Annotated in this window: 26 protein-coding genes; 11 read left to right on the top strand and 15 right to left on the bottom strand. The window is 66.7% G+C overall.

The window, feature by feature from the left end:
• Positions 1-26: 26 nt before the first annotated feature.
• From flgG to AC1RPL_RS05350, 6 genes are all read left to right on the top strand, one after another.
• Positions 27-809 (top strand): flagellar basal-body rod protein FlgG, encoded by a 783-nt coding sequence (gene flgG, locus AC1RPL_RS05375; protein ID WP_493068221.1) that lies wholly within the window; start codon positions 27-29, stop codon positions 807-809.
• Positions 809-1237 (top strand): flagellar basal body P-ring formation chaperone FlgA, encoded by a 429-nt coding sequence (flgA, locus tag AC1RPL_RS05370; protein WP_493068220.1) that lies wholly within the window; start codon positions 809-811, stop codon positions 1235-1237. Before flgG ends, flgA begins: the two co-directional genes overlap by 1 nt.
• 19 nt (positions 1238-1256) lie before the next feature.
• The gene (gene flgH, locus AC1RPL_RS05365) at positions 1257-2015 is read left to right on the top strand and encodes a flagellar basal body L-ring protein FlgH (protein ID WP_493068219.1); all 759 of its coding nucleotides are present in this window, start codon (positions 1257-1259) and stop codon (positions 2013-2015) included.
• A gap of 398 nt (positions 2016-2413) precedes the next feature.
• The gene (locus AC1RPL_RS05360; protein ID WP_493068218.1) at positions 2414-3271 is read left to right on the top strand and encodes a flagellin; all 858 of its coding nucleotides are present in this window, start codon (positions 2414-2416) and stop codon (positions 3269-3271) included.
• Between the two features lie 137 nt (positions 3272-3408).
• The gene (locus AC1RPL_RS05355; protein WP_493068217.1) at positions 3409-3810 is read left to right on the top strand and encodes a hypothetical protein; all 402 of its coding nucleotides are present in this window, start codon (positions 3409-3411) and stop codon (positions 3808-3810) included.
• A 113-nt stretch (positions 3811-3923) separates the two neighbouring features.
• Positions 3924-4241, top strand: coding sequence for a hypothetical protein (locus tag AC1RPL_RS05350; protein ID WP_493068216.1), 318 nt, complete (start codon positions 3924-3926; stop codon positions 4239-4241).
• A 343-nt stretch (positions 4242-4584) separates the two neighbouring features.
• Here the strand turns inward: AC1RPL_RS05350 and AC1RPL_RS05345 are convergent, their stop codons facing one another.
• The 8 genes from AC1RPL_RS05345 to AC1RPL_RS05310 all read right to left on the bottom strand — a co-directional run bounded on the left by AC1RPL_RS05345 (position 4585) and on the right by AC1RPL_RS05310 (position 14078).
• On the bottom strand, positions 4585-5253 hold the full coding sequence (locus AC1RPL_RS05345; RefSeq protein ID WP_493068215.1) for a flagellar hook assembly protein FlgD: 669 nt from the start codon (positions 5251-5253) through the stop codon (positions 4585-4587).
• Between the two features lie 9 nt (positions 5254-5262).
• Positions 5263-6687 (bottom strand): flagellar hook-length control protein FliK, encoded by a 1425-nt coding sequence (locus AC1RPL_RS05340; protein WP_493068214.1) that lies wholly within the window; start codon positions 6685-6687, stop codon positions 5263-5265.
• A 73-nt stretch (positions 6688-6760) separates the two neighbouring features.
• Complete coding sequence (flhA, locus tag AC1RPL_RS05335) at positions 6761-8842, bottom strand: flagellar biosynthesis protein FlhA (protein WP_493068213.1); 2082 nt, start codon at positions 8840-8842, stop codon at positions 6761-6763.
• 38 nt (positions 8843-8880) lie between these two features.
• Positions 8881-10218 carry a sigma-54-dependent transcriptional regulator gene (locus AC1RPL_RS05330; protein ID WP_493068212.1) on the bottom strand — a complete coding sequence of 446 codons (1338 nt, stop codon included), beginning with the start codon at positions 10216-10218 and terminating at the stop codon, positions 8881-8883.
• 2 nt (positions 10219-10220) lie between these two features.
• On the bottom strand, positions 10221-10571 hold the full coding sequence (gene fliN, locus AC1RPL_RS05325; protein ID WP_493068211.1) for a flagellar motor switch protein FliN: 351 nt from the start codon (positions 10569-10571) through the stop codon (positions 10221-10223).
• 10 nt (positions 10572-10581) lie between these two features.
• Positions 10582-12192: a flagellar basal-body MS-ring/collar protein FliF gene (gene fliF, locus AC1RPL_RS05320; protein ID WP_493068210.1), complete on the bottom strand. Its 1611-nt coding sequence runs from the start codon at positions 12190-12192 to the stop codon at positions 10582-10584.
• 182 nt (positions 12193-12374) lie between these two features.
• Entirely contained in the window at positions 12375-13031 is a 657-nt protein-coding gene (locus AC1RPL_RS05315) for a FliH/SctL family protein (protein WP_493068209.1), read from the bottom strand.
• A 12-nt stretch (positions 13032-13043) separates the two neighbouring features.
• Positions 13044-14078: a flagellar motor switch protein FliG gene (locus AC1RPL_RS05310; protein WP_493068208.1), complete on the bottom strand. Its 1035-nt coding sequence runs from the start codon at positions 14076-14078 to the stop codon at positions 13044-13046.
• Positions 14079-14207: 129 nt separating this feature from the next.
• Here AC1RPL_RS05310 and AC1RPL_RS05305 point away from each other — a divergent pair, with 129 nt between their 5' ends.
• Both AC1RPL_RS05305 and AC1RPL_RS05300 read left to right on the top strand, forming a co-directional pair.
• The gene (locus tag AC1RPL_RS05305) at positions 14208-16964 is read left to right on the top strand and encodes a hypothetical protein (RefSeq protein ID WP_493068207.1); all 2757 of its coding nucleotides are present in this window, start codon (positions 14208-14210) and stop codon (positions 16962-16964) included.
• Positions 16965-16966: 2 nt separating this feature from the next.
• Entirely contained in the window at positions 16967-17374 is a 408-nt protein-coding gene (locus AC1RPL_RS05300; RefSeq protein ID WP_493068206.1) for a flagellar basal body protein, read from the top strand.
• 495 nt (positions 17375-17869) lie between these two features.
• Here AC1RPL_RS05300 and AC1RPL_RS05295 read toward each other — a convergent pair whose 3' ends face one another.
• From AC1RPL_RS05295 to AC1RPL_RS05285, 3 genes are read right to left on the bottom strand one after another with little or no spacing between them, the layout of a single operon-like run.
• Positions 17870-18295 carry a flagellar protein FlgN gene (locus AC1RPL_RS05295; RefSeq protein ID WP_493068205.1) on the bottom strand — a complete coding sequence of 142 codons (426 nt, stop codon included), beginning with the start codon at positions 18293-18295 and terminating at the stop codon, positions 17870-17872.
• A 1-nt stretch (position 18296) separates the two neighbouring features.
• Entirely contained in the window at positions 18297-18599 is a 303-nt protein-coding gene (locus AC1RPL_RS05290; protein WP_493068204.1) for a rod-binding protein, read from the bottom strand.
• Positions 18599-19681 carry a flagellar basal body P-ring protein FlgI gene (locus AC1RPL_RS05285; protein ID WP_493068203.1) on the bottom strand — a complete coding sequence of 361 codons (1083 nt, stop codon included), beginning with the start codon at positions 19679-19681 and terminating at the stop codon, positions 18599-18601. Before AC1RPL_RS05285 ends, AC1RPL_RS05290 begins: the two co-directional genes overlap by 1 nt.
• A gap of 101 nt (positions 19682-19782) precedes the next feature.
• On the opposite strand from AC1RPL_RS05285, the gene AC1RPL_RS05280 reads away from it, so the two are divergent.
• The 3 genes from AC1RPL_RS05280 to AC1RPL_RS05270 all read left to right on the top strand — a co-directional run bounded on the left by AC1RPL_RS05280 (position 19783) and on the right by AC1RPL_RS05270 (position 22160).
• A complete protein-coding gene (locus AC1RPL_RS05280; protein WP_493068202.1) occupies positions 19783-20205 on the top strand; it encodes a flagellar assembly protein FliX in 423 nt (140 codons plus the stop codon).
• Positions 20206-20388: 183 nt separating this feature from the next.
• Positions 20389-20805: a DUF2147 domain-containing protein gene (locus tag AC1RPL_RS05275; RefSeq protein WP_493068201.1), complete on the top strand. Its 417-nt coding sequence runs from the start codon at positions 20389-20391 to the stop codon at positions 20803-20805.
• A gap of 53 nt (positions 20806-20858) precedes the next feature.
• Positions 20859-22160: an OmpP1/FadL family transporter gene (locus AC1RPL_RS05270; protein WP_493068200.1), complete on the top strand. Its 1302-nt coding sequence runs from the start codon at positions 20859-20861 to the stop codon at positions 22158-22160.
• Between the two features lie 33 nt (positions 22161-22193).
• Here AC1RPL_RS05270 and AC1RPL_RS05265 read toward each other — a convergent pair whose 3' ends face one another.
• Genes AC1RPL_RS05265 through AC1RPL_RS05250 form a run of 4 tightly spaced genes read right to left on the bottom strand, consistent with a single transcriptional unit; the run spans position 22194 to position 25394 of the window.
• Positions 22194-23249: an MBL fold metallo-hydrolase gene (locus AC1RPL_RS05265; RefSeq protein ID WP_493068199.1), complete on the bottom strand. Its 1056-nt coding sequence runs from the start codon at positions 23247-23249 to the stop codon at positions 22194-22196.
• 50 nt (positions 23250-23299) lie between these two features.
• Complete coding sequence (flhB, locus tag AC1RPL_RS05260) at positions 23300-24370, bottom strand: flagellar biosynthesis protein FlhB (RefSeq protein WP_493068198.1); 1071 nt, start codon at positions 24368-24370, stop codon at positions 23300-23302.
• Positions 24370-25131: a flagellar biosynthetic protein FliR gene (gene fliR / locus AC1RPL_RS05255; RefSeq protein WP_493068197.1), complete on the bottom strand. Its 762-nt coding sequence runs from the start codon at positions 25129-25131 to the stop codon at positions 24370-24372. The genes flhB and fliR overlap by 1 nt, the downstream gene beginning before the upstream one ends.
• Positions 25128-25394, bottom strand: coding sequence for a flagellar biosynthetic protein FliQ (locus AC1RPL_RS05250; protein WP_493068196.1), 267 nt, complete (start codon positions 25392-25394; stop codon positions 25128-25130). The genes fliR and AC1RPL_RS05250 overlap by 4 nt, the downstream gene beginning before the upstream one ends.
• Positions 25395-25412 lie beyond the last annotated feature (18 nt).

Below are 25412 nucleotides of genomic sequence, written 5' to 3'. Positions count from 1 at the left end.
ACAAACCGAGCATAAGGAACTAGTCCATGCGTACGCTCTCCATCGCCTCGACCGGCATGCTCGCGCAGCAGACCAACGTCGATGTGATCTCGAACAACATCGCCAACATGAGCACCACCGGCTTCAAGCGCCAGCGCGCCGAGTTTCAGGACCTGCTCTACGAGCAGGTCGTGCGTCCCGGCTCGGCGACCAGCGCCCAGACGATGAGCCCGACCGGCATCCAGATCGGCTCGGGCGTGAAGACCGGCGCGATCTATCGGATCAACGAGCAGGGCGCCGCCCAGCAGACCGACAACCAGTATGACCTGGCGATCCAGGGCCATGGCTATTTCCAGATCACCATGCCCGACGGCAGCACCGGCTATACCCGTGATGGCTCGTTCGGCGTTTCGGATCAGGGCGAGCTGGTCAACGCGGACGGCTTCCCGGTCCAGCCGGGCATCACCGTGCCGCAGAACGCAGTGAGCGTCACCGTCTCGAAGACCGGCCAGGTCGATGCCGTGATTTCGGGCAATCCCACGCCGCAGACGCTGGGTCAGCTCCAGCTCGCGACCTTCGTCAACGAAGGCGGTCTCGAAGCCAAGGGCGGCAATCTGTTCCTCGAGACTTCGGCCTCGGGCGCGCCGATCTCGGGCGCTCCGGGCGATCCCGGCTTCGGCACGCTGATGCAGGGTTTCGTCGAAGCCTCGAACGTCAATCCGGTCGCAGAAATCACGGCGCTGATCACGGCGCAGCGCGCCTATGAGATGAATAGCCGCGTCGTGAAGACCGCGGACGAGATGCTGGCCACCACCAGCCAGCTGCGCTGATGTTCGGCCTGCTCAGCCTCGCCCTGCTCGCGTTCGGTTCGCCCGAGGACGTGCCGGTCGCGGTGCTCGGCCATGCCGTGCAGAAGGGCGATCGCATCGAGAGCGGCGACTTCGCGTTCGAGCCGCGTCCCGCCGCCGCGGCGCGCGGTGCGCTCACCGTCGACCAGGCTTCGGGCTGGGAAGCCGTGCGCAACCTGCAGGCGGGCACCGTCGTCCGCCAGAGCGATCTCACCCGCCCGCAACTGGTGCGGCGCGGGGAGCCGGTGACGATCCGTATCGTCAGCGGCGCATTGATCATCACTGCTTCCGGCCGCGCGCTCGCGGGCGGATCGAAGGGCGAGGCCATCCGGGTCGTCGCCAATGCCACCAACCGCACGCTGGATGGGGTCGTCGAGGCCTCGGGTACCGTGCGTATCGTAACGCCTTGAAGTTTTGAGGGAAAACAACATGCGTAAGATCATTCTCGCGGTGGCGATCGCCGCCACGCTTTCGGGTTGCGGCGCTACCGGTCGGCTGAAGGCCGTCGGCAAGGCACCGAAGCTCTCGGAAATCCAGCCGATCGACGTGCCGGAGATCGAGCCGTCGCTGGCGATGCCGTCGGACCGGTCGGGCGTCGTCCGCACCGCCGCAGTCCCCGGGCAGCCGCAACCGGGCAGCGGCGCGTCGCTGTTCCGCACCGGGGCCGGCGCGCTGTTCCGCGATCAGCGCGCCAACAAGACCGGCGACATCCTGACGATCAAGATCAAGATCGCCGACAAGGCCGATCTCGGCAACAACACCTCGCGCACCCGCGGCGGCAGCGAGAGCGGGGGCGTCGGCGGCCTGCTCGGCATCGCGCCGGTCGCAAAGGTGCTCGGCGGCAACGCCAATGCCGCGCTCGAGACCAATTCGGGCTCGAAGTACGCCGGCGGTGGCACCACCGCGCGCTCGGAGACGATCAACATGACGATGGCCGCCATCGTCACCCAGGTGATGCCCAACGGCAACCTGATGATCCGTGGCCGCCAGGAAGTGCGCGTCAATTTCGAGATGCGCGAGCTGATCGTCACCGGCATCATCCGCCCCGAGGACATCGCCCGCGACAACTCGATCAGCCACTCGCAGATCGCCGAGGCACGCGTCATCTATGGCGGCAAGGGCCAGCTCACCGATGCGCAGCAGGCGCGCTGGGGCCAGCAGATCTACGACGCGCTCTTCCCGTTCTGAGCCTGTCTCCAGACCATTGAGAGGATCGCCTCGCAGCCCGTGCTGCGGGGCGATTTTCTTTTGGGGTGTGTGGGACGGGGCCGCTCACCCGTCATCCCCGCGAAGGCGGGAATCCAGAGCCAGGCAGAACTGGCCGGGCACAGTAACCTTGGATCCCCGCCTTCGCGGGGATGACGACGGGTGGGAGGCCGGGGCTAAGTGCTTGGAATCATGAGCATGGGAGGCCCGGAATTTCCCTTAACCCTTTGCTAACCAACTAAATTCGCAGCCTAATTTTGGTCATCCTATAATTCTTCCCACAATGAGTGTGCGGGACATACCGATCATGTCTCCGTCGCGAACCGGCGTCTCCGGTTCGGGTCGCAGAAGCGGCCCTTGATCCAAGAAGGATTTTTACAATGGCATTTTCGGTTAACACCAACGTCGGTGCGATGGCGGCTCTTCAGAGCCTGAACGAGACCAACAAGGGCCTGTCGCAGGTTCAGAGCCGCATCAACACCGGCCTGAAGGTTGCGTCGACCAAGGACGACTCGGCTTCGTACACGATTGCTCAGGGCCTGCGTGGCGACATGGGCGGCCTCGCGGCCGTTTCCTCGTCGCTGAGCCGCGCCAAGAGCGTGACCGATGTGGCGGTGGCTGGCGCCGAGCAGATCTCGGACGTCGTGAACCAGATGAAGGCAAAGGCCTACCAGGCTGCTGACGCCGGCATCGACACGGCGACCCGTGACGCGCTCAACAGCGACTTCGTTGCGCTGCGTGACCAGATCACCACGATCGTCAACTCGTCTGACTTCAACGGCACGAACCTGCTGAAGGCTTCGGGCGGTGGCACCGTGACGGCTCTCCAGTCGCTCAACGACTCGAACACCGGCACGACCGCTTGGAACCCGGACTCGCTCAGCGTCGCCAACCAGGGTCTCGACCTCGGTGGCTCCGTTGTCACGATCTCGGCTTCGGGCAACATCAGCAGCCAGGCCTCGGCTCAGGCGATGATCGACACGATCACCACCACGCAGGGCAACCTGAAGACCAGCCTCAGCACCCTGGGCGCTGCTTCGCGCAAGATCGACGCTCAGTCGACCTTCACGAGCAAGCTCTCGGACGTGATCGAGGGTGGCATCGGCAACCTCGTCGACGCGGATCTCGCGAAGGAATCGGCGAAGCTGCAGGCGCTGCAGGTCAAGCAGCAGCTCGGTGTTCAGGCTCTGTCGATCGCCAACCAGGCGCCGTCGACGATCACCTCGCTGTTCCGTTAAGGCCAGACTTTTCCCTGGAGTCTATGGCCCTGACGAAGGGGGTCGGGACGCAAGTCCCGGCCCCCTTTTTTCGTGTCCGCTCCAGACCCGGCCTTGGTTGACGCCTCTATAATGATGGGAAGAGGGAGTTAACGCGCGTGTTTCCAAGGATCAGAGAAATCACCGATGCATTCGGCGGCCGCCTGCAGGTCAGCGTCGAGGAGCATCCGTCGGGCGCGCTGGTCGTGCTGGAGCGCCCGGATATTGCCGGCCGGCCCCGCGTGATGCTCGATGGCTACGGTGTCGATGTGCTTTCGGGCTATATCATGTCGGCGCGCCTGGCCGTGCCGCATGGCCTGCCGGATGAGCATATCGACGGTGTCTTCGCTACCCGCTTCCGCCTGGGTCTCGACCCCTGCGCGGCGCTGGCGCTCCACCAGTCGAGCGTGCCGGCGCTCGATATTCCCGCGCCCTTCTGGGACCGGCTCTATGCCGAGCTGTGCCTGGTCGCAGCCCATGCCCGCGAGCTCGGGCGGCGGGCAGAGGCGCGGGTGCACTAGATTCCGCAAAACCACGTAGGGGCATGCCCGTACTACGCGAACGGCCGGGTTTCCGGCATCTAGGCTCAAATTCCACACGAACGGGTCAGGGGTGACAAATGGGCGTTGGTAACATGGCGTATGGTATCGAAGCTTCGGGCAGCTTCACTGTGTCTCTTACGCTCGCCGTCGAAGACGTCCGCGCGCTCTGGTCGGCCGCTGCCGATCGCGCGCTGGCATCGCCGGGCATGACGCTGGCCGATGTGCTCGACACGATCGGCCCGCGCGAGGATCCGTCGATCGCCGATTGCATCGCGATGCTCACCAGCCCGGCCGCGATCGCCGGCTGTGCGATCGAGGATTTCGATATCGTCGAGAACGGTGCCGAGCTGGTGCCGACCCAGATCATCCAGCTGGCAAGCCACCCGGTGTTGCGCGCCGCGCACGCCTGATCGCCGGCACACAGCACCAACCGAAAGAGGGGCCTTCACGGCCCCTTTTTTGTGCCTGCAAGCGATGAAGGGGAGGGCGATGAAGGCCGCTCTGTGAGGCCCTGGCGGGCCTCCGCATGGGGCCGGGCCTCGCCCCTGGCCTGGTTCCGGACACAAAAAAGGGCAGCCCGGTGGAGGAGAACCGGGCCGCCCTGATTTAAGCGAAAGGAATACTGGGCGCCGGGGCGCCGGTGGAGAGACGAGCGGGTCGCGAGGGGATTGATACGCCCGCTCGCCTCTCTTCTTTAAATATAGAGAGAAAGCGAGGGGTGCCCAAACCGAGTCCCCTCAGGGAATACCCTAGTCAATTGCCGATCCGGGTGAGCTTGCTGGCATCGAACTGGTTGCCGTTCACGGTCACCAGGACTGCGCCATTGTCGAGCTGCACGTCGCTCACCGTGCCGATGCTGCGCACGCTGGTGTTGCTGATCTCGGTGCCCGAGCTGTCGAGCGCCTTGATCGTGATCGAGTACTTGCCGGCGGCCATCTGGCGGCCGCTCGAGGTCTCGCCGTCCCAGCCCAGCGTGCCGGTCGACCCGGTCACGCTCACGGTGCGCGTGTCGACGACCTTGCCCGAAGCGTCGCTGATCGTCGCGACCACCGTGGCGGCATCGCGCGGAGCGGTCCAGTTCCACTGCGCAGGCACGCTGGTGGTCAGTCCGGCGACGTTCGAATCCGCTTCCACCGCATGGCCGATCAGCGACGATGCCTGGGTCAGGTTCTGCGTGCCGAGCGTCGAAAGGATCGACTTGAGCGTCGAGGTCTGGGACATCGACTGCTCGACCTGCGAATATTGCACCAGCTGCTGCGTGTACTGGCTCGTGTCCATCGGGCTCAGCGGGTCCTGGTTCTGCATCTGCGTGGTCAGCAGCTTCAGGAACATCGTGAAATCGGCATTGAGGCCCGTGGCCGAGCCGGTGGTGCCGGTCGCGGCGGCCGCGGTGGTGCTGGTCGTGTTGGTAACGCTGGTCATGTGCTGCTCCTAGGCGAGGAGATCGACCTGGCCGTCGCTGCGGATCTCGCGATACGCGACTTCGGTCGTGTCGGGTTCGTCATTGCCGGCGAACGGGCCGCCGGATGAATTCTGGTTCTGCTGTTGCTGCTGGGCCTGCGCCCCGCCGCCATTTCCGCCGCTTTCGAAGCGGAAGCTCTGGGCGTCGGCGCGGATGCCGGCCTGGTCGAGCGCACGGCCGAGGTCGGGCGCGTCCTGGCGCAGCATGTCGAGCGCCTGCTGGCTCTCGGCGCGCACCGTGGCGCGCAGCTTGCCGCCATCGTCGAAGGAGAGGGTGACCTCCACCTTGCCGAGATTGTCGGGGCTCAGCCGGATGCGAAGCGTATCCTCGCCGGCCTCGACCTTGCGCGCGATCTCGACGCCCATCTGCTGGCCGAGATGGCCGGGTCGCGCGGCGACCACGGGCTCGGCTGCCGCGACGGCGGGTGCTGCCTGGCTGCGAGCAGTCTCGGGTGCGGCATGGACCGGTGCGTGCGCCTCGCTACGTAGCGTGAAGGCCGGCGCCTGGCCGCGCTCGTCGGACGGTGCGTTGTCGCTCTTGTCGCCAGCCTTGCCGGCAATCGCCGATACCGCGGCGTGCGTCTTTTCGCTGCCGGCCGCCGGCTGGGCGGTGTCAGGCTCGGCCCGCACGGCATCCGTCTTGCCGGGCTTGCCGGTCACTTCGCCGATCTGGCGGGTGGGCGAGGGCTGGGGCTTGACCGCCAGCTCGGGCCGCACCGGCGCCTGGGCGACGGCGGCCATGACGATGGATGGATCGGCAGCGGTCGGCTGGGCATCCAGCGTGACGGGAATCTCTTCGGCGACGTCCTTGGCAAGGCGCGGACTGCGCTTTGCCGGCGTCTCGGTCTTGGCGTCCTCGGCAGGCTGTGCCACCGACGCTTCGGCGACGGGCGCCTGGGGAGCCGGATCGGCGACCAGGTCGAGGCTCGGCTCGGGCTTCGCGTCCGGCGCCGGCTTGGCGGGCTGGTTCGGCTTGACCTGGACGATCGGCTTGCCCGGCGCCTGCGGCACCGTTGCAGCAGCCTCCTCGGGCAGCGCGGCGGCCGCAGGATCGTCGACGATCGGCTGCGCCTCGGGAGCCGCCACAGCCGGTGCATCGGCTACTGGGGCGGTGTCGACCGGGACGGTGGCAATCGGGGCGGCAGCGACCGGCGGCGCCAGCGGCGCGGCGGTGGTCAGCAGCTGGGCCATGCTCATCGTCGCGGCGGGTGCCACGGTATCATTCGAAGCGAGCGGCGGGGTCACGCCCAGGTTCGGAACAGCACCCGCAGTCCCGCCAGCGCCGGCCGGGTTGGCCGGTGCGCCAAGAAACTGCGCGAAGCCGATACCGGCGTCGGGAGCGGCGCCCCCTGCGCCGAATAGGCCCGTGGGAAACCCGATGGTATTTATCTGCATTCAGGTGCCTCGACGGCGGGCGTCTGGGCCCGCAATTTCCATTATAGGATGACTGTGGCCCAGCGGGTCCTGATCAGCCGATTGTGCCGAGCGCGCGGATGCGGGCGCGGGCATGGATCTCGTTCTGCGAGAGCACCACCGTCGCCGGGCGCACGCGCTCGATGATCGAGCGGACGAACGGGCGGATCGCCGGGCTGGTCAGCATGCACGGGATCTCGCCGTCCTGCGCCAGCCGGTCATAGGTCTCGCGGACGTGCGCGATGAACTTGTGCAGCGAGCTTGGCGCCATTGCCAGCTGGCGGTCGTCGCCATTGCCCAGGATGCTTTCGGCGAACTCCTGGTCCCATTCGGGCGACAGCGTCACCACCGGGATCGCCTCCCCGCGCACCTGTGCCGCGCTGATCTGCCGGGCCAGGCGCGAGCGGACATGCTCGGTCATCTGGGTCAGGTTGCTGGTCAGCGGCGCCGCTTCGGCAATGCCTTCCAGGATCGTCGGCACGTCGCGGATCGAGATGCCTTCGCTCAGCAGGTTCTGCAGAATGCGCTGCACGCTCGAGATCGAGACCTTGCTCGGCACGATATCGGCGACCAGCTTCTCCGAGTCCTTGTGGACTTCGGTCAGCAGCTTCTGCGTCTCCGAATAGGAGAGCAGGTCGGCGATGTTCTCCTTCACCAGCTCGGTCAGGTGCGTGGTGATGATCGTGCCGCACTCGACCACGGTCAGGCCGCGGAAGCCCGCCTCGTCGCGCAGCTCGCGATCGATCCACAGCGCAGGGAGGCCGAACACCGGCTCCTTGGTCGGCTCGCCGGGCAGGCCGGCCGGGCCGCCGCCCGGATTGATCATCAGCAGCTTGTCGACGCGGATCTCGCCGCGTGCCGCCTCGGTCTCCTTGATCGTGATGACATATTCGCTGGGCTTGAGGCCCATATTGTCGATGATCCGGACCGAGGGGAGGACGAAGCCGAAATCGGTCGCCATCTGGCGGCGCAGCGCGCGTACCTGGTCGTCGAGGCGCGGCTCGCGCTGCTCGTCGTTGATCATCGGCAGCAGGGCATAGCCGATCTCGATGCGCACCGCGTCGATCGCCAGCGTCTGCGAGATCGGCTGCTCGACGATCGCCTCGGCGGCCTTTTCCTGCGCGGCGACGGCCTTTTCCAGCGCAACCTTGTTGGCGGCGTTCTTGCTCATCCTCCACGCGGCATAGCCCGAGCCGGCCGAGAAGATCGCGAAGGGGATGAACGGCAGGCCCGGCATGAGCGCCAGCGCGCCCATCAGGAACGAGACCATGCCGAAGGCCTTGGGATAGCGGCCGAGCTGGTCGCCCAGCGCCGCGCCGGTCTTGCCCTTCACGCCGCCCTTGGAGACGAGCAGGCCTGCGGCGATAGAGATGATCAGCGCCGGGATCTGGCTGACCAGGCCGTCGCCTGCGGTCAGCACGGTATAGGTGTGGAACGCCTCGCCGATCGGCACGCCGTGCGAGACGACGCCGATGGTCAGGCCGACGACGATGTTGACCGCGGTGATCAGCAGGCCGGCGATCGCATCGCCCTTCACGAACTTGGAGGCACCGTCCATCGAGCCGTAGAAGCCGCTCTCGGCTTCCACTTCGGCGCGGCGCTCCTTGGCCTGATCCTCGTTGATCATGCCGGCCGACAGGTCGGCGTCGATCGCCATCTGCTTGCCGGGCATCGAGTCGAGGCTGAAACGCGCCGCGACTTCGGCGATGCGGCCCGCACCCTTGGTGATCACGACGAAGTTGATGACGATCAGGATCATGAAGATGGTGAGGCCGATGATGACCTCGCCGCCCATCAGGAACTCGCCGAACGCGCCGATGACACCGCCCGCCGCGTTATGGCCCTCATGCCCGTGGGTGAGGATCAGTCGGGTGGAAGCGAGGTTGAGGCCCAGCCGCAGCATCGTCGCGACCAGCAGGATCGTCGGGAAGGCGCTGAGCTCCAGCGGCTTCTCGATGAACAGCGCCGTCATCAGGATCATCACCGAGACGGTGATCGACAGGGCCAGGCCCAGGTCGAGCAGCCAGCCCGGAATCGGCAGGATCAGCATCGCGATGATCGCGACCACGCCGCCCGCGAGCGCCATGTCGCGGTTCGCGCCGATCTTGTGCATGAAATTGGCGATCACTGGAGGCATTCTGCTCTCACTCACTCAAATAGGGGTCGAGGGGCGGCTCAGGCCGCGGGCGGCACGGCGATGCCGCCCTCGATGAAGGTGCGCAGCTTGTTGCGCATCGTGCGCACCGAGATACCCAGGATGCTCGATGCCGAAGTGCGGTTGCCGTGGCAGCGCTCCAGCGTTCCGAGGATCAGCTCGCGCTCCACCTCTTCCACGGTGCGCCCGATCAGGCTGTTCACTTCGATCCGGCCATCGGCCGCGGGCAGCTGCACCAGCGCCTCGAGCGGCGAACCGTCCGAGCGGGTCAGGTCCTCGGCCTCGATGCGGGTCCCGTGCGCCAGCAGCGTGGCGCGGTGGATGCATTCCTTCAGCTCGCGGATATTGCCCGGCCAGCCATAGGCGCGCAGCACGGCGATCGCGCCGTCCGCCAGCGGGCGGGCTGGCAGGCCGTCGGCCACGGCGAACTGCTCGATGAACAGGTTCGCCAGCGCGGCGATGTCGTCGCCATGCTCGGCGAGCGGCGGCACTTCGATGCGCGCCAGGCTCAGGCGCACCAGCAGGTCCTCGCGGAAGCTGCCGGCTTCCACCGCCAGCTCCAGGTCCATGCTGGTCGATGCGATCAGCCGCGCCTCGATCGGCACGCTCTCTTCGCCGCCAAGGCGCTTGAAGCGCTTCTCGATCAGCGCGGCGAGCAGCCGGGCCTGGGTCGCGGGGGCAAGCGCGCCCACTTCGCGCAGGAAGATCGTGCCGCTGCGGGCGCTTTCGAGGCGGCCGACGCGGCGGGCGGCGGCGCCCGGAAAGGCACCGGCCTCGTGCCCGAACAGCTCGGATTCGAGCACGTCCGCGCCAACGCCGGCGCATTCGACCGAGACGATCGGATCCGGGCGGGCCGAGAGCTTGTGGATCTCGCGCGCCATCATTTCCTTGCCGCTGCCCTTGCCGCCGGAGACGAGCACGGGGGCGCCGCTCGGGGCGACCGCGGCGGCGAGCGCCATGGCACGGTCGAGCACGGGGTTGCCGCCGATGCGCACCTGCGTCTGACGCTCGACCACTGAAGCGATGGCCGCCGCGATCAGCTCGCGCTGCGGGGGCAGGGGCACATAGTCCCGCGCGCCGGCACGGATCGCCGCCACCGCGCGCTCGGCCGGGGCGGAGATGCCACAGGCCAGCACGGGTACGACGAAACGCTCGCTACGCAGGTCGCCCAGGAAGCGTGCAACGTCTTCCAGCACGTCGATCATCACCAGGTCGGCGCCTTGCGCGCGCAGCGTTTCCAGCGCGGCGCCGGGCGTGTCGGCCATGGTGACCTCCGCGCCTGCGCTCTGCGCCAGCTCCGCCGCGCGGCGAAACTCGCTGCCCGGGGCGCCGATCAGCAGCATCCGGATGGGGGCCATGCTCAATGCTCGGCCCGCACGATCTCGGTGAGCGTGACGCCCAGCGCATTGTCGATCAGGACGACTTCGCCGCGGGCGATCAGCCGGTCGTTGACGAAGATGTCCACCGGTTCGCCGACGCGGCGGTCGAGCTCGACCACCGTGCCCGAACCGAGCTGGAGCAGCTCACCGATCGGCATGCGGGCACGGCCCAGCACGGCTTGCACCTTGACCGGCACGTCATGGACGGCCTCCAGGCCTTCGCTGCCGACGTGATGCGTGTCACCGCCGAGGTTGAGGTCGAAATCCTCGAACACGGGGGCCTGGTCAGCCGCCGGTTCGGACGGGATGATGTCGTGGGGTTCGATATCCATGGTCATGGTCCTATGCGTTCATCCACTGGCGGATCACCGAGGCCGCTTCGGGCGGGCTCGCGGAGATCGCATCCCCGATGCGCTTGAGCGCGGAGAGCTTGATACGGCCGTCGACCTGGGCGAGCGCGATCTCCTGATCGAGCTGCGGCACGTCGGGCGGGGTCATGTTTTCGAGCTGGGCCATCGCCTCCACATCGCCGTCCGCGGCGCGCTCGGCGAGCGCGAGCATCTCGGGCGAATGGGTCGGGGCCAGCTGGGCGGGGGCTTCGGCCACCGCTGCACCCGGTACGGGCTTGGGCTTGAGCATGCGGAGCGCCACCAGGCCGACCACGCCGATCACCACCAGCTGGAGCAGGCTCCAGATCCGGTCCATCGGCAGCGCCGACAGGAAGCTGGCGGTAGCGTCCGCGGGGGCGTCCCCGGTGTTGAACTTCATGCTCTCGACGACGACGCTGTCACCGCGCTGGGTGTCGGCGCCCACGGCGTTCTCCACCAGGCGCTGGAGCCGGTCGATCTGCGCCTGGGGCAGGCCCTTGTCGCCGCCATCGACCATCACCGCGACGCTCAGCCGGTTCACCTTGCCCGGGGTGCGGACGGTGACCGTCTTGGTCGAGCTGTTGTCGTAGGTCGTGTCTTCCGACGTCTGGTTGCTGTTCGACTGGCGCGAATTGCCCGGGCCGGCGGCGCTGCCCATCTGGGCTGCGGGAAGCTGGTTGCCCACCGAAGCGGTCTGCGAGCCGGCGTCGTTCTCGCGGTTCTGGTCGCCGGTCTCCACGCTCACCTGGTGCGAGATGACCTGCTTGTCCGGATCGAAGACGTTCGATTCCTCGCGCGACTGGTCGCGGTCGATCTGGGCCGAGACTTCGGCGCGGACCTTGCCCTGGCCGACGATCGGCTCGAGCAGCGACTCGATCTCGTCGCGCAGCTTGCCTTCGACGGCCTGCTGGCGCTCATCGGCGTCGCCGGCGCTGGCCGTGCTGGAGTCCCCGGCACGCGCGAGCAGCGCGCCGGTCTGGTCGACGACCGAGACGGCATCGGGCGAAAGCTCGGGGACCGAGGAGGAGACGAGGTAGCGGATGGAGGCGACGGTCTCGCTCGGGATGCGGCCGCGCGTCTTCACGGTAACCGCGGCGGTAGCCTTGCGGCTCTCCTCGGCGAACATGGCGCGCTCCGGCATCACGATATGGACGCGTGCGGCGGTGACGTTCTGGATGGTCTGGATCGACTTGGAGAGCTCGCCTTCGATGGCGCGCGTCTCGTTCATCTTAGCGCGGCTGGCGGAGACGCCGAAGGGCTGCTCCTCGTCGAGCACCTCATAGCCGATCTTGCCGCCCAGCTTCTCGCCGGCGAGGCTCATGCGGAGCTCCGCGAGCTTGTCCTGCGGCGCCATCACCGAAGTGCCGTCGGCCGAGAGCTGGAACTCGACATTCTGCGCCTTGAGCTTCTCGGTGATCGCCGCGGCGGCCGAGGGGTCGAGGTCGGTGTAGAGGAACCCCATGGTCGAGTTCGACCCGCGGGTGGCGACAAAGGCCAGGGCAGCGAGCAGCGCTAGCGCCACGCCTCCCATGATCATCAGCCGCTTGGGGCCGATCTGGCCTACGAGATTTTTGATCGCTTCCAATGTCGCCCCGTTCGATGGAACTGGCGGGGCGAGGATGCCCCTTGCAGACATTATAGAGGGGTGGGGAAGGCGGCAGTTTTTGCCGGGGGAAATTTTTGCCTAGTGACTTTTACGGGCTGGCTTTTCCCGGAATCAAAAACGCCCCGGCGTTGCAGGCCGGGGCGTCTTGAAGATGCGGAGGATCAGGCCGCCTTCAACAGGGTCTCGAGCTCTTCGACCACGGCCTGGCGCCGCGCCTCGGCGTCCAGCGCGAGCCCGCCTTCTTCCCAGCCGATCCGCGCATCGCCCACGGCAATCGTTTCGTCGGGGACGACGGTGAGGTTGAGCTTGCGGCGGTCGCGCGACTGGCGGTCGGCGATGCGCCCCTCGATATCTTCCATCAGGTCGGGATGGACCCGGATCTGCAGCTCGGTACCACGCGCGACCTGGCCGAGCACGCGGCCCAGCGCTTCGTCGATCGCCATGCCCGGCGCCACTTCCAGCGCGTGGCCGGCGATCAGCTCGGCGGCGGCGAGCGCGACTTCGGTCGCCTCGCCGGTCACTCGCTCGGAAACCTGGCCGAACTGCGCGTCGATGCCTTCGATGCCGGCCTGGAGCGCGTCGACTGCGCTCAGCAGGGCGACCTCACGCTCGGCGCGCGCCTGGGCGAGCCCGGCCTCATAGCCCTGCGCCCGGGCCAGCGCGAGCGCCGACTCCTGCTCGTTGCGCAGCAGCGCCAGCTCGGCGCGCAGCGTCGCGACTTCGAGCGCGGCGTCGGGACCGATCGGCGCGCCGCGGCTCGGCGGCACCTGGAAGACGCGGTCGAAGCCGAAGCGCTCGACATGGGCGTGCATGCTCATCGCTCCGGCTCCTTAGATGATCATCGCGTCGTCGGACTTGGGATCGACGAGCAGGATCTCGCCGCGATCCGCCAGGTCCTTCGCCAGGCGCACCAGCGCCGACTGGGCCTCTTCGCAATCGCGGGCGCGCACCGGGCCCATGCCCGACATGTCCTCGCGCAGCAGCTTGGCGGCACGCTCGGTCATCGCCCCGAAGAACAGAGTCTTCAGGCTCTCCGGCGCACCCTTCAGCGCCAGCGCCATCTGCCGCTTGTCGGCACTGCGGACGATCGCGGCGATCGCCGGCGGCAGCAGATTGCCCAGGTCCTCGAAGGTGAACATCAGCGCGCGGATCCGCTCGGCGCTTTCCGGCGCCTTGTTGTCGAGCGCATTGAGCATCGCTTCCTCGGTCGAGCGGTCGAGCGAGTTGAACAGCTCGGCCATCGCCTCGTGCGGGTCGCGCTTCTGCGAGCGCGACAAATTGGTCATGAACTCGCTCTTCAGCGTCTGTTCGACCTGGTTGATCACGTCCTTCTGCACCGTCTCCATGCGCAGCATGCGCATCACGACGTCGACCGAGAAGTCCCGCGGCAGCTCGGCGAGCACGCGCGCCGAATGGTCGGGGCGCAGCTTGGAAAGGATCACCGCCACGGTCTGCGGATATTCATGCTTCAGCGCGCCGGCGAGCACGCTTTCGCTGACATTGGAGAGCTTGTCCCACATCGTGCGGCCCGAGGGGCCACGGATGTCTTCCATGATCTCCTTGACCTTGTCGCTCGGCAGGATGCCGGCGAGCAGGCGCTCGGTGGTCTCGTAGCTGCCGTGCATCGACGACATCGAGGCGATCTCGCTGGTGAACTGGACGAGCAGATGCTCGACCACCGGCGCCGGAATCCGGCCCAGCCCGGCGATGCTCGACGACAGCTCCTTCACTTCGTCGGTGGAGAGCTGCTCCCAGATCGGGGCGCCATGTTCCTTGCCCAGCGCCAGCATCAGGGCAGCGGCCCGCTGCGAGCCACTGAAGCGCTTCAGTTCGGGCGGTTCGGCAATCGGCGCCATCACGGTCATTTTTTTCGTTTCCCTCGCGAAAAAATTGCACCCGCACACGAAGGTGGGGGCGGCTTTCCCTCTATTATAGGATCGAGGAAGGCGGTGCGGATCGCGATGACGGTTAATTTATCAGGCAGTCTGATCGGGTTGAGCATCCTGACGGGGTCGAGTTCGACGATGACCTCGGCAGTGTCGGCGGTCACCTATGACAGCAAGGCCGTGCGCACCGCCAAGGCGGCGTTCACCACCGCGACCACGCTCGCGCCGTGGAAGAGCGAGGACGCGCTGCCGGTCAATGCCAGCCAGGTCGCCTCGATCAGCGCGCTGCGCACGATCATCGACAAGTCGGTAACCGATGCCAACGGCACCTACCTGCCCGACGATATCCAGACGAGCTTCACCACCTACAAGGCGCTCGACAAGCTGCGCGTGCTCGCCGAGACCGCAAACGCCAAGACCACGTCGGATGCCCAGCGCGCCACGCTCCAGAAGACCTTCCTCAAGGGTCTGGGCGATCTCCAGTCTTATCTGTCCACGGCGCCGTCGGACCTGGTGCGCCTTGCCTATGGCAAGCCCTCTTCCTCGGCCACGTCGACCAAGCTCGCCGCCACCGACGTCTACACGACCGAGGGCAAGGGCCTGGTCAAGACACGTAGCGAAGCGATCCCGGGACTGACCGGCACCGAGCAATTCTCGGTCACGCTGAGCAAGCCCGGCGTTTCCGCGCAGACGGTCTCGGTCGATCTGTCGCAGGGCACCCAGCCGCCTACGCTCGACAGCGTCGCGGCGATGCTCAACGCCGCGATGGCCTCGATCCCCAATCTCAAGGCCGACGGCACGCCGCAGCTCGACGCCAATGGCGATGCCGTGCCGCGCTGGAAGTCGAGCTTCAAGGTCACCAACGAGGGCGGCAAATGGGGCTTCACCCTGTCGAACCCGACGGGCATCGAGCAGGTGACGCTCGATCAGACCAACGCCAAGGACGCGCTGGTCGTCGCCACCGGCCAGACCGCGCTGGATTCGCCGAGCTCCACCCAGCTTTTCCGCCTCGATGACCCCGCGGGCGACAACACCCGCGTCTCGATGGGTACGATCCAGGCGCTCGATCGCATCGCCACCGCCCAGAACGTGCTGGCTGGCAAGACGACTTCGGTCACCACGACCTCGACCAATCTCGACGGCAAGGTCATCACCAACAAGACCACGACCAGCAACGTCTATTCGAACACCGATGCTTCGTCGGTGATCACCGATGCCCAGGGCAACAGCTATGTCGTCGGCACCACCAAGGGCGACCTTGGCGCGAACCTGTCCGACGGCGACAACAACCTGTTCCTCACCAAGGTGGACGGCGCGGGCAATGTCGTGTGGCAGCGCAGCCTGGGCGCCACCGGCTCGTCCACCGGCGCGGCGGTCAGCCTCGCACCCGATGGCAGCATCGTCGTCGCAGGTACGGTCACCGGCAGCTTCGGGGGCGCCTCGACCGATGGCGACATGGTCGTCGCCAAATATGCGGCCAACGGCGACGAGAAATTCTCGACCGTCATCCGTTCGGGCGGCACCGATGTCGCCAAGGCGGTCGCTGTCGGCAATGACGGCTCGATCTATGTCGGCGGGCGCATCGCCACCGGCAATGACGGCTTCGTGGCGAAGATCGACGGCACCACCGGCAAGGTCGCAGAGCGCACCACCATCGCCGGAACGGGCATCGACAGCGTTAACGCGCTCAAGGTCGATAATGACGGCAACGTCCTAGCACTCGTCTCGCATGACGGCACCGCGGAGCTGCAGAAGCTCCAGGGCTCGTCGCTCGCCACCAACCTGTGCAGCATCAGCCTTGGCACCGCGGACGCCCGCGTGATTGCCGTCGCCGACGACGGCACGATTGCGGTGGGCGGTGCCACCTCGGCAGCGATCTCGGGCACGCAGGTCAATTCGGCCAGCGGCGGCCGCGACGGGTTCGTCACGCGCATCGACGCGAGCCTGTCGGGCGCGAGCACCACCTATGTCGGCTCCTCTGCGGACGATCAGATCGACAGCATCGCCTTCATGGGCGACGCGCTCTATGCCGGCGGTCGCACGACCGGCGACCTGGCGGCCACGCGTCGTGGCTCCACGGATGGTTTCGTCTCGCGCATCGATGCCGCGACCGGCGCGATCGAGAACACCACCCAGTTCGGCCAGGCGCTGCAGCGCACCGAGCCGGTCCGCATCTCGGCCGATGCCGGCGGCGCCAGCGGCGTGTCGGCACTCGGCTTCGGCCGCGGCACGATCAATGCCGTCGCCTCGTCCAAGGTGACGACGCAGACCGCGCTCAAGGCCGGCGACTATTTCTCGTTCAAGGCCGATGACGGCAGCACGCGCAAGCTCACCGTGCTTGCCGACGATACGCTCTCGTCGATCGCCACGCGCATGCAGGGCATGCTCGGCGCCTCCAAGGCCACCGTTACCGCCACTGCGGTGGACGGTGTCCAGCAGCTGCGCATCACGATGAAGTCGGGCCACACGCTCGATCTCCTTGCCGGCACCGGCGAGAGCGATGCGCTCGCCAAGCTCGGCATGGCGCCCATGCGCATCGCCAGCCCCGCGCCGGTCTCGAGCAACGCGCCCAAGGTTCGCCCAGGCGGCAATTACGGACTCGATCTGAGCGAGGGGCTCAGCCTCGCCAATGCGGACAATGCCAAGGCGGCGCTCGCCAAGATCAAGGATGCGATGTCGATGTCGCAGACCGCCTATCGCTCGCTTTATTGGGACGATGCCAAGACCAACCTGGTCAACGGCTCCAAGAAGAACTCGGCGACCGGCACTGAAAGCACGACGATCGTGAACGCGCAGCTCGCCAACTACCAGGCGGCGCTCGATCGCCTGACCAGCTCCACTTCCTCTTCCACCTACGGATTCTGATCATGGATGTACCTCCGATCCTTTCCGGCATCCGCCGCCAGATGGAGAATCTCTCCGACAAGCAGCGCGTGATCTCGCAGAACATCGCCAACAGCGAGACGCCGGGCTTCAAGGCGCGCACCGTCGAGGATGCCGATTTCTCCGAGCTGGTCGGCAGCGCCGGCGGCATCACCATCGCCAAGCCGCGTGTCCAGCTGACCGCGGGCATGAAGGGCCTCGGCGCGATCCAGCCGGCCGGCGCCGGCATCGTGCTCGACAAGGACGTCAGCGAGACCAAGCCCGACGGCAACAACGTCACGCTCGAAGATCAGCTCCTGAAGCTGGGCCAGGTCCAGGCCGACTTCACCGCGATGACCAACCTGTACCGCAAGCAGATCAGCATGCTTAAGACCGCGGTGGGCAAGAGCTAAGGCACCGCGCTTCTTCGGAAGACGAAAGGCCCGCGAGCGATCGCGGGCCTTTTTCGTCTGGCCAAGTCGGGCGAACCACCCTTCGTCATCCCCGCGAGAGCCGGGATCTCAGGCGGCAGGCGCCCGATCCGTTTTCCGTCACCCTGAACTTGTTTCAGGGGCCAGTGCGCGCGTAGACCTTCCCGGCCCGGACTCAGCGTTCAAGACGTCAAGGCTGGCACCGGCCCTCGCCGGGGAGAGAGGCTTGCAATGTAGGATTTCGCCTGCTTGGCTCACGCAGCGGGGCGTATCGCCCGGCCGCTCTTTGATCCGTAGGAAAAATAGGAAAAGCGCAAGCCGGCGTCCGTGCAGCATTGCTGCAAACCTCACGCGATTTTCTTCCCGCCCCGCACGAGGTTCGTTAAGTTTCGCTTGAGTCGGCAGCCCGTGCGATAGGACGAAGTCCACGCCGCGCGAATCCGCGCTTGGCGTGAATTTCGTGTACTTTGGGTGCGCTTACAGCCGCGCGTTGAGCGAGATCGGTGCCGGGGCATCCGTCCCCGCCAGCCCGCCGCATGCGGCATAGGTGGTGCTGCGGCTGCCGGTCAGGCGCTGCGCCTCGGCTGCGATCGCGCCCATCATGTCGACCGAAAGCTCGATCTGGCGCGCCAGGATCTGGGCGTTGACGGTCGAGGCGTCGCGCAGGCCGCGGCTGGCGTCGGCCAGCTGGTCGCGCTCCTCGGGCGCCAGCTTCTCGGCCCAGTCGTCGGGCGCCTCGCGCTTCATCCGCGCCACTTCGGCCTCGATCCGGCCGGTCAGCCGCATCTTGACCGCGGCGAACTCGGGAAGCTCGGGGAAGAAAGGTACGCGGGCGAGCTTCTCGCTCTCCTCTTCCATGATCTGGGTGAGGGAAACCATCGCGTCGATGAGCTGCGCGGACATATTACTTGTTACCCTGCTGGAGCTTGATGATCTGGTCGAGCACGATCGGCGCCAGGCCGATGCCGCCACGGTCGGCGATCGCGTTGCCGAGCTTCTCGGTCAGGATACCGCGGAACATGTCCTCGCCGTGCCCGCCGGAGAATTCGCCTTCGCCCTGGTCTACGGTCGACATCATCATGCTGGTCATCTGGCCCAGGAACACGGCCTCGAAATTCTTCGCGGTCGCCTTGTTCTTAGCGTCGAGCTTGGGATTGGCGGCGGGCGCCTGGACCTGGGGGGCGGTAGTGGAAGTCACGTCGCGCATCACTGTACCTCGATATCGGCCTGGAGGGCGCCGGCGCTCTTGATCGCCTGAAGGATTGTGATCAGATCGCGCGGGGAGACGCCCAGCGTGTTGAGCCCGCTCACCAGCGCCTGCAGGCTGGCGCCGTCGACCATCGCCAGGCTGGCGCCATTGCCGTCATTGACCTGCACGTTGGTGCGCGGGACGACGGTGGTCTGGCCGTTGGAGAGCGGAGCAGGCTGCGAGACCTGCGGGCTCTCGGTGACGGTGATGGTCAGGCCGCCCTGGGCGATCGCGACCGGCGTGATCCGTACATCGGCGTTCATCACCACGGTGCCCGAAGCTTCGTTGATCACCACGCGGGCGGGCTGGTCGACCTTGATCGACAGGTCGCCGATGCGCGTGACCAGGTCGATCACGTTGCCGACGAAGTTCGGTCCCGGCGTAAGCTGCACGGTCGCCGGGTCGAGCACGGTGGCGCTGCCCGGATACTTCGCGTTGATCGCGCCGGCGATGCGGTCCGCAGTGGCGAAATCGGGGTTCTTGAGCGCCAGCTTCAGGCCGGTGGCCGACTGCAGCGAATAGGGCACTTCGCGCTCGATGATCGCGCCGCCGGCGATGCGGGCGGAAGTGGTCACGCCGCGGCTCACGCTGGCGGCGGCGCCCTGGCCCTTGAAGCCGGAGACGGCGACATTGCCCTGCGCGACGGCATAGATCTCGCCGTCTAGACCGCGAAGGGAGGAGACGATCAGCGTCCCGCCCTGCAGGCTGCTGGCGTCGCCGAGTGCGGAGACCTGCACGTCGATCCGCGAGCCGTTGCGCGAGAAGGGCGGCATCGTCGCGGTGATCGAGACGGCCGCAACATTCTGCGTCTTCATCTCGGTGCCGCGGATGTTGACGCCCATGCGCTCGAGCATGGCCTGCATCGATTCCTCGGTGAACGGCGAATTGCGCAGGCGGTCGCCCGTGCCGGCCAGGCCGACGACGAGGCCATAGCCGACGAGCTGGTTGTCGCGAACGTTCTCGACGTTGACGACATCCTTGATGCGCGTCTGGGCCGTTGCGGCCGGTGCGATGCCCAGGCTCAGCAGCAGGGCGATCATGGGAGCGGCAAAGCGCAGCATATAACCCTTTGAAGTGGAAAATTTCCGATAATTCTCTTATAGGATAGAGGTAGGCAAAAAGTGCCCGGGGAATGAATTTCGTGCGTATCGAGAACCTGCAAGCGCCCTTGCTGCGGAGCCTGATGGCTGCGCTGCCCAAGGTCGCGTCCAGCTTCTCGGTGGCCGAGGGCGAAGGGCCCGCCGCCCGCGCGCCGCTGGCCCAGAACACCAATGCCGCCCAGCCGCTCAACCCCTCGGTCGCGATGCTCGTCACGCTCGCCGCCGCCGATCCCGCGATCGAGCGCCGCCGCAAGCAGTCGGTCGATGCGCAAAAGGGGATCGACCAGCTCGACAGCCTGCACCGCGATCTGGTCGCCGGCATCGTCAGCCCGGCGCGGCTGGAGGCGATCGTCGAATGGTCCGAGAGTTTCGAAGCCTCCGACGACCCCGCGCTGGCCTCGATCCTGGCGGACATCGACGTGCGTGTCCGAGTCGAGCTGGCCAAGCTCGATATGCAGGCCTGATCCGCACCCGGGCTTCCGCTACGGCATCCGCGGCTTTTCAGTTTCAAAAACGAACGCAATTGCATACCGGTTCTTTGGAACCTAGGGAGGCGATACCGGTTTCGCGTTCGAAAGGCGCGTGGCCGTGCCCCATGACCGACCGGCAGAGCGCGGCATGGATACCCCTCGAGGAGAGTATCGCGTATGTTTGCTTTGCTGATCGGGCTGGCCTTCGCTGCAGCCCCGGCACCCCAGCCCGCCTCTGATATCGTCGTCGGCCGCTGGAAGACCCCCGTGAAGAACGGCATCGTCGAGATCCAGCGCTGCGGCACGTCGATCTGCGGCAAGGTGGTCACGTCGGACGGGCTGCGCGCCAATCCGAACACCACCGATGTGAAGAACAGCGACAAGTCGCTGCGCAGTCGCAAGATCCAGGGCCTCCAGATCCTGTCTGGCTTCAACTGGCAGAGCGGCGGCTGGTATGGCGGCAAGATCTACAATGCCGAAGACGGCAAGACCTATAGCGCCGAGATCACCATGACCGGTGCGAACCAGCTCAACCTGCGCGGCTGCGTGTTCAAGCCGTTCTGCCGCACCCAGACCTGGACCCGCGTGCGCTAAGCCGCCGCGCTTTCCATCTTCCCAATTCAGTACCGCGTACAAGGAATACAGACATGTCCCCGTTCAAGATCTCGCTTGCCGCCGGCAGTGCGCTGTTCACGCTCGTCGGCTTCGCTCAGGCCGCCAACGCCCAGGCCTTCTACCTCCAGGAACAGTCCGCCCGCGGCGCCGGCCGCGCCTTTTCGGGTGAGGCGGCCGACACCGGCTCGGCTTCGATCTGGTGGAACCCCGCCTCGATCGGCGGCCTCGAGGATGGTGACGCCACGATAGGTGTCTCGGCGATCCTGCCGAGCGGTGAAGTCGCCGACAATGGCACGCTGATCGTTCGTCCGGGCCAGGCAGCTGCGCCGGTTGGTGGCAACGGCGTCACCCGCAACCCGATCAACAACGGCGTGCTGCCCTCGGGCGCCATTGCCGTGCCGCTGAACGACCGCATCGCGCTCGGCCTGTCGGTCACTTCGCCGTTCAGCTTCACCACCGATTATCCGGCGGACAGCTGGGCGCGCTACAGCGCCGACAAGACCAAGCTGCGCACGATCGACATCCAGCCGAGCATCGGGGTTGCCGTGACCGACTGGCTGCGTGTCGGCGCGGGCCTCAACGTCGAGTACACCGATGCCAGCCTCAGCAACGCACTGCCGAACCTCTCGGCCGCGCTTGCCGATGGCCGCCAGGAGCTGAAGGGCGATGGTTGGGATTTCGGCTGGACCGCCGGCGTGCAGCTGCATAGCAGCCGCTTCACCCTGGGCCTCAGCTACAAGTCGGCAATCGAGCACACGCTGAAGGGTGACCTCACCGTTTCCGGCCTCGTCGGCCCGCTCGCCACGTCGAACATGGCGCTCTCGGGTATCGAGGCGAAGTTCTACACCCCGTCGCAGGCGATTGCCGGCGCCCGTTTCGCGGCGACCGACAAGCTGACCCTGAACGCGCAGGTGATCCGCTATGGCTGGGACAAGTTCGACGCGATCCGCATCGGCGCGCCCGTGAACGCGGCGATCCCCGAGAACTATCGCACCAGCTGGAGCTATGCCGGCGGCGTGGATTATGCCGTGTCGCCCAAGGTGACGCTGCGTGCCGGCGTCCAGCGCGCGATCACGCCGACCCAGGACGGCGAGCGTGATGCCCGCGTGCCGGACTCCAACCGCTGGAACTTCGGCCTGGGCGGCAGCCTGAATGCGAGCAGGAAGCTCAGCTTCGACATCGCGGCCAACTATGTCACCTTCGCCGATGCGCCGATCGATCGCGTGACCGCAGCCTATGCCGGCACCGCGGCACAGACGCCGATCATCACCAATGGCGAGCTGCAGGATGCGCACGCCGTGGTGCTCTCGGCCGGCGCGCGCCTGAAGTTCTGACCGGATGGGGGCGGGGGCTTTGTGCCTCCGCCCTCAACCCAATTCTATCTGGCTGCCCACTACGGTGCGGAACACCCGATCCGGCATCCTCGCGATCGCCGGCGCGATGAACGCCTCGCCGGTGCAATGGCCGGGGAAGACGAAGGCGGGGTCGAGCGCCGTCATCAGGTCCAGCGTCTGCAGTGCTTGGGCCGGTGTCTGCGGCTGGACGAGATGGAAGCCGCCGGCAATCGCATGGACCTTGTCCACACCGGAAGCCGCCTTGGCGGCGAGCACCGTGTTGATGATCCCGCGGTGGCTGCACGATCCGATCACCACCAGGCCCTTGCCCTTCAGGTGAAACGCTGTGCCGAGCTCGTGCACGCCATCGTCTACGAAAAAATCCAGGTCGCGCCGGTCGGCATCCAGATCCGCCCGGGTGCAGCCCTGGCCGGGGATCATCGCGGTCGGCACCCTGGGCTTTTCGGGTGAAACCAAAGGAACGCGCCCGGTAGTGAAGCCGGACTCTGCAATAGTCTGCGGCGTCGCGGCGATGTGCAGGTCGACGCCTGCGCTCTTCAGCTCCGCTTTTTCGAAGGTGCCGAAGCTAGGATTACCCGGCTCGGTGCCGCGCAGCCTTGCGCAGAACGCCTCCTCGCCGCCGACATACAGTGGCGTGCCCTTGCGCACCCGTCCGGCCACTGCGGGGAACCCGCCGAAATGATCATAATGGCCGTGGCTCAGCACCATCGCGTCGATCGTCGCGGGATCGACGCCCAGGATCGCCATGTTGTTGGCCAGCCCTTCGGGCGTGTAGCCGAAATCGATCAGGATGCGGTGGCGCGTCTCGCCGGCAAAGGCTTCGGCGAACACCGAATAGCCCCATTCGCCGCGCAGCGTCAGCCGGTAGGAGGATGCCGCGCGGGCAGGGGGCGCGATGCGCAGGCCCGGGCGCTCGACACTCGGCGCGAAGCTCGAGACATTGCTGTCGGCGAGGATGGTGAGGCGCAGCCGGTCGATCACCGGCACGGCCGCGGCATTTTCCGCTCGCGCGTTCAGTGCGACGATACCGGCGGCGCCGGCGCCCAGCAGTGCCCTGCGTGTCCACATGGATTGCGTCTCCCTCTGCCAGCCGAGACTAGCAGGGCGGGGCGCAGGCGCTAGCGCTTCTTGCCCGCGATCTTCAGGACGTAGCTGATCACCTCGGCCACCGCGGCATAATGCTCCACCGGGATCGGGTGATCGAGTTCGGCGCTGGCATAAAGCGCGCGGGCCAGGGGCCGGTTCTCGACCATCGGGATGCCGTGCTCGCCGGCGATCTCGCGGATCTTGAGCGCCACCGCATCCACGCCCTTGGCCACCACCACCGGCGCGGCCATCGCGCCATGATCATATTGCAGCGCGATCGCATAGTGGGTCGGGTTGGTGATCACCACGCTGGCCTTGGGCACATTCTGCATCATGCGATTGCGCGAGCGCTGCATCTGGAGCTGGCGGATCTTGCCCTTGATGTGCGGATCGCCTTCGCTCTGCTTGTGCTCGTCCTTGATCTCCTGGAGGCTCATGCGCATCTTTTTCAGGAACGCGCGGCGCTGCCAGACGAAGTCGAACAGGGCCAGCGCCCCCACCAGCATCGCGATCGGGCGCAGCATCGAATAGACGATGCCGTGTGCCGCGCTGCCCACCTGCTGCAGGTCGGCGCCCACCATGGAATCGATCGTGGCGGCATGGGGCCATGCGAGATATGACGCCACGCTGCCGACCAGGCAGAGCTTGGCGAGCGTCTTGCCGAACTCCACCATCGCCTGCTTGCCGAACATGCGCTTGGCGCCGCTGGCCGGATTGAGCTTCGACCATTTCGGCTTCACGCGGCTCCAGCTCATCATCGGCCGCCCTTGCAGGATGCCGCCGAGCAGCGCGATGCCGAACAGGGTTCCCAGGATCGGCAGTAGCGCGGTGGCGACCGCGCTCATCACGCCGGTCGCGAAGCCCTCGGCGCCTGTCGGCTCGATCCGGAAATCGTCGGCGCTGCCCCATAGCCGCACGAACAGATTGCCCATCAGCTGCATCGTGTAGGTGCCCAGGCCACCCATCACGACGAGCATCCCGATGAACATCGCGGCCTGCTTCATCTCGGGTGCCATCGGTACATCGCCCTTCTCGCGGGCGTCCTCCAGCTTCTTGTCTGTTGGGTCGTGTGTCTTGTCGTCCTGGTCCGTATCGCCCGACATCACCAGCCTCCCTGCATCGCATCGCCCATGGCGGTCGCGAAGAAGGTGAGCATGGTGCCGAGTGTGGCGGCTGCCAGGCTGATGCCGAGCAGCAGGTTGAGCGGCTGGGCGATGAAGAAGACCTGGATCGCGGGTGCAACGCGGGCCGAGAGGCCGAGCACGACGTTGAAGACGATCCCGTAGATGAGGAGCGGCGCGGACAGGCTGAGCCCAAGCGTCATCGAGCGCGTGATCGCCTCGACCGCCAGCATCGCGAAGTCATGCGCGGGCGGCATGCCGCCGATCGGGAAGCTCTGATAGCTATGCACCACCGCGCCCAGCCACAGATGGTGGACCTGCATCCCCATGCACACCAGGGTCGCCGCCATGGTGACGAACTTGGCAAGCAGGGGGGTGCTGCTGCTCTGTGCGGGATCGAAGATCACCGCGGAGGAAAGGCCGACCTGCGTCGAGATTATCGATCCCGCCATCGAAATGGCGAAGAACAGGATCTTGACGATCATGCCCATCGCCAGCCCGGTCATCAGCTCGGTGACCAGAACCATGGGCAACATCGCGCCGCTCTCGACGAGCGCGCGGGCAGGGGCGCCGACCAGCGCATAGATCGCCGCCGACATCGCGAAGGAGATCATCAGCCGGATGCGGCCGGGGATCGCTTCCTCGCCGAACACCGGCAGCAGCATGAGCACTGCGCCGACGCGGGCGAAGACGATGAAGAAGGCGGAGACCTGCAGCGCGAGGTCGGGCGGCAGCTGGATCATCCGCCGGTCACGATCAGGCTGCTGATCTTGGTCATGAAGTCGCTGAGCGCGGTGCCCATGGTGGGCAGCATCAGCAGGAACACCAATCCCATCGCCAGCAGCTTGGGGACGAAGGTGAGCGTGCTTTCCTGGATCTGGGTGAGCGCCTGGAGCAGGCCGATGACGGTGCCCACGATCAGCGAGGTCAGCAGCAGCGGACCCGCGACGGTGAGCACCAGCATCAGCGCGCTCTGCGCCAGCGCCATGACCTGCGACGGCAGCATGCGATCAGTCCCGAAAGC

The sequence above is a fragment of the Sphingomonas sp. GW821-FHT12D09 genome (assembly GCF_058807215.1).
The sequence above is the reverse complement of the archived record's forward strand: the minus strand, read 5'-3'. Positions and strand labels throughout refer to the sequence as shown.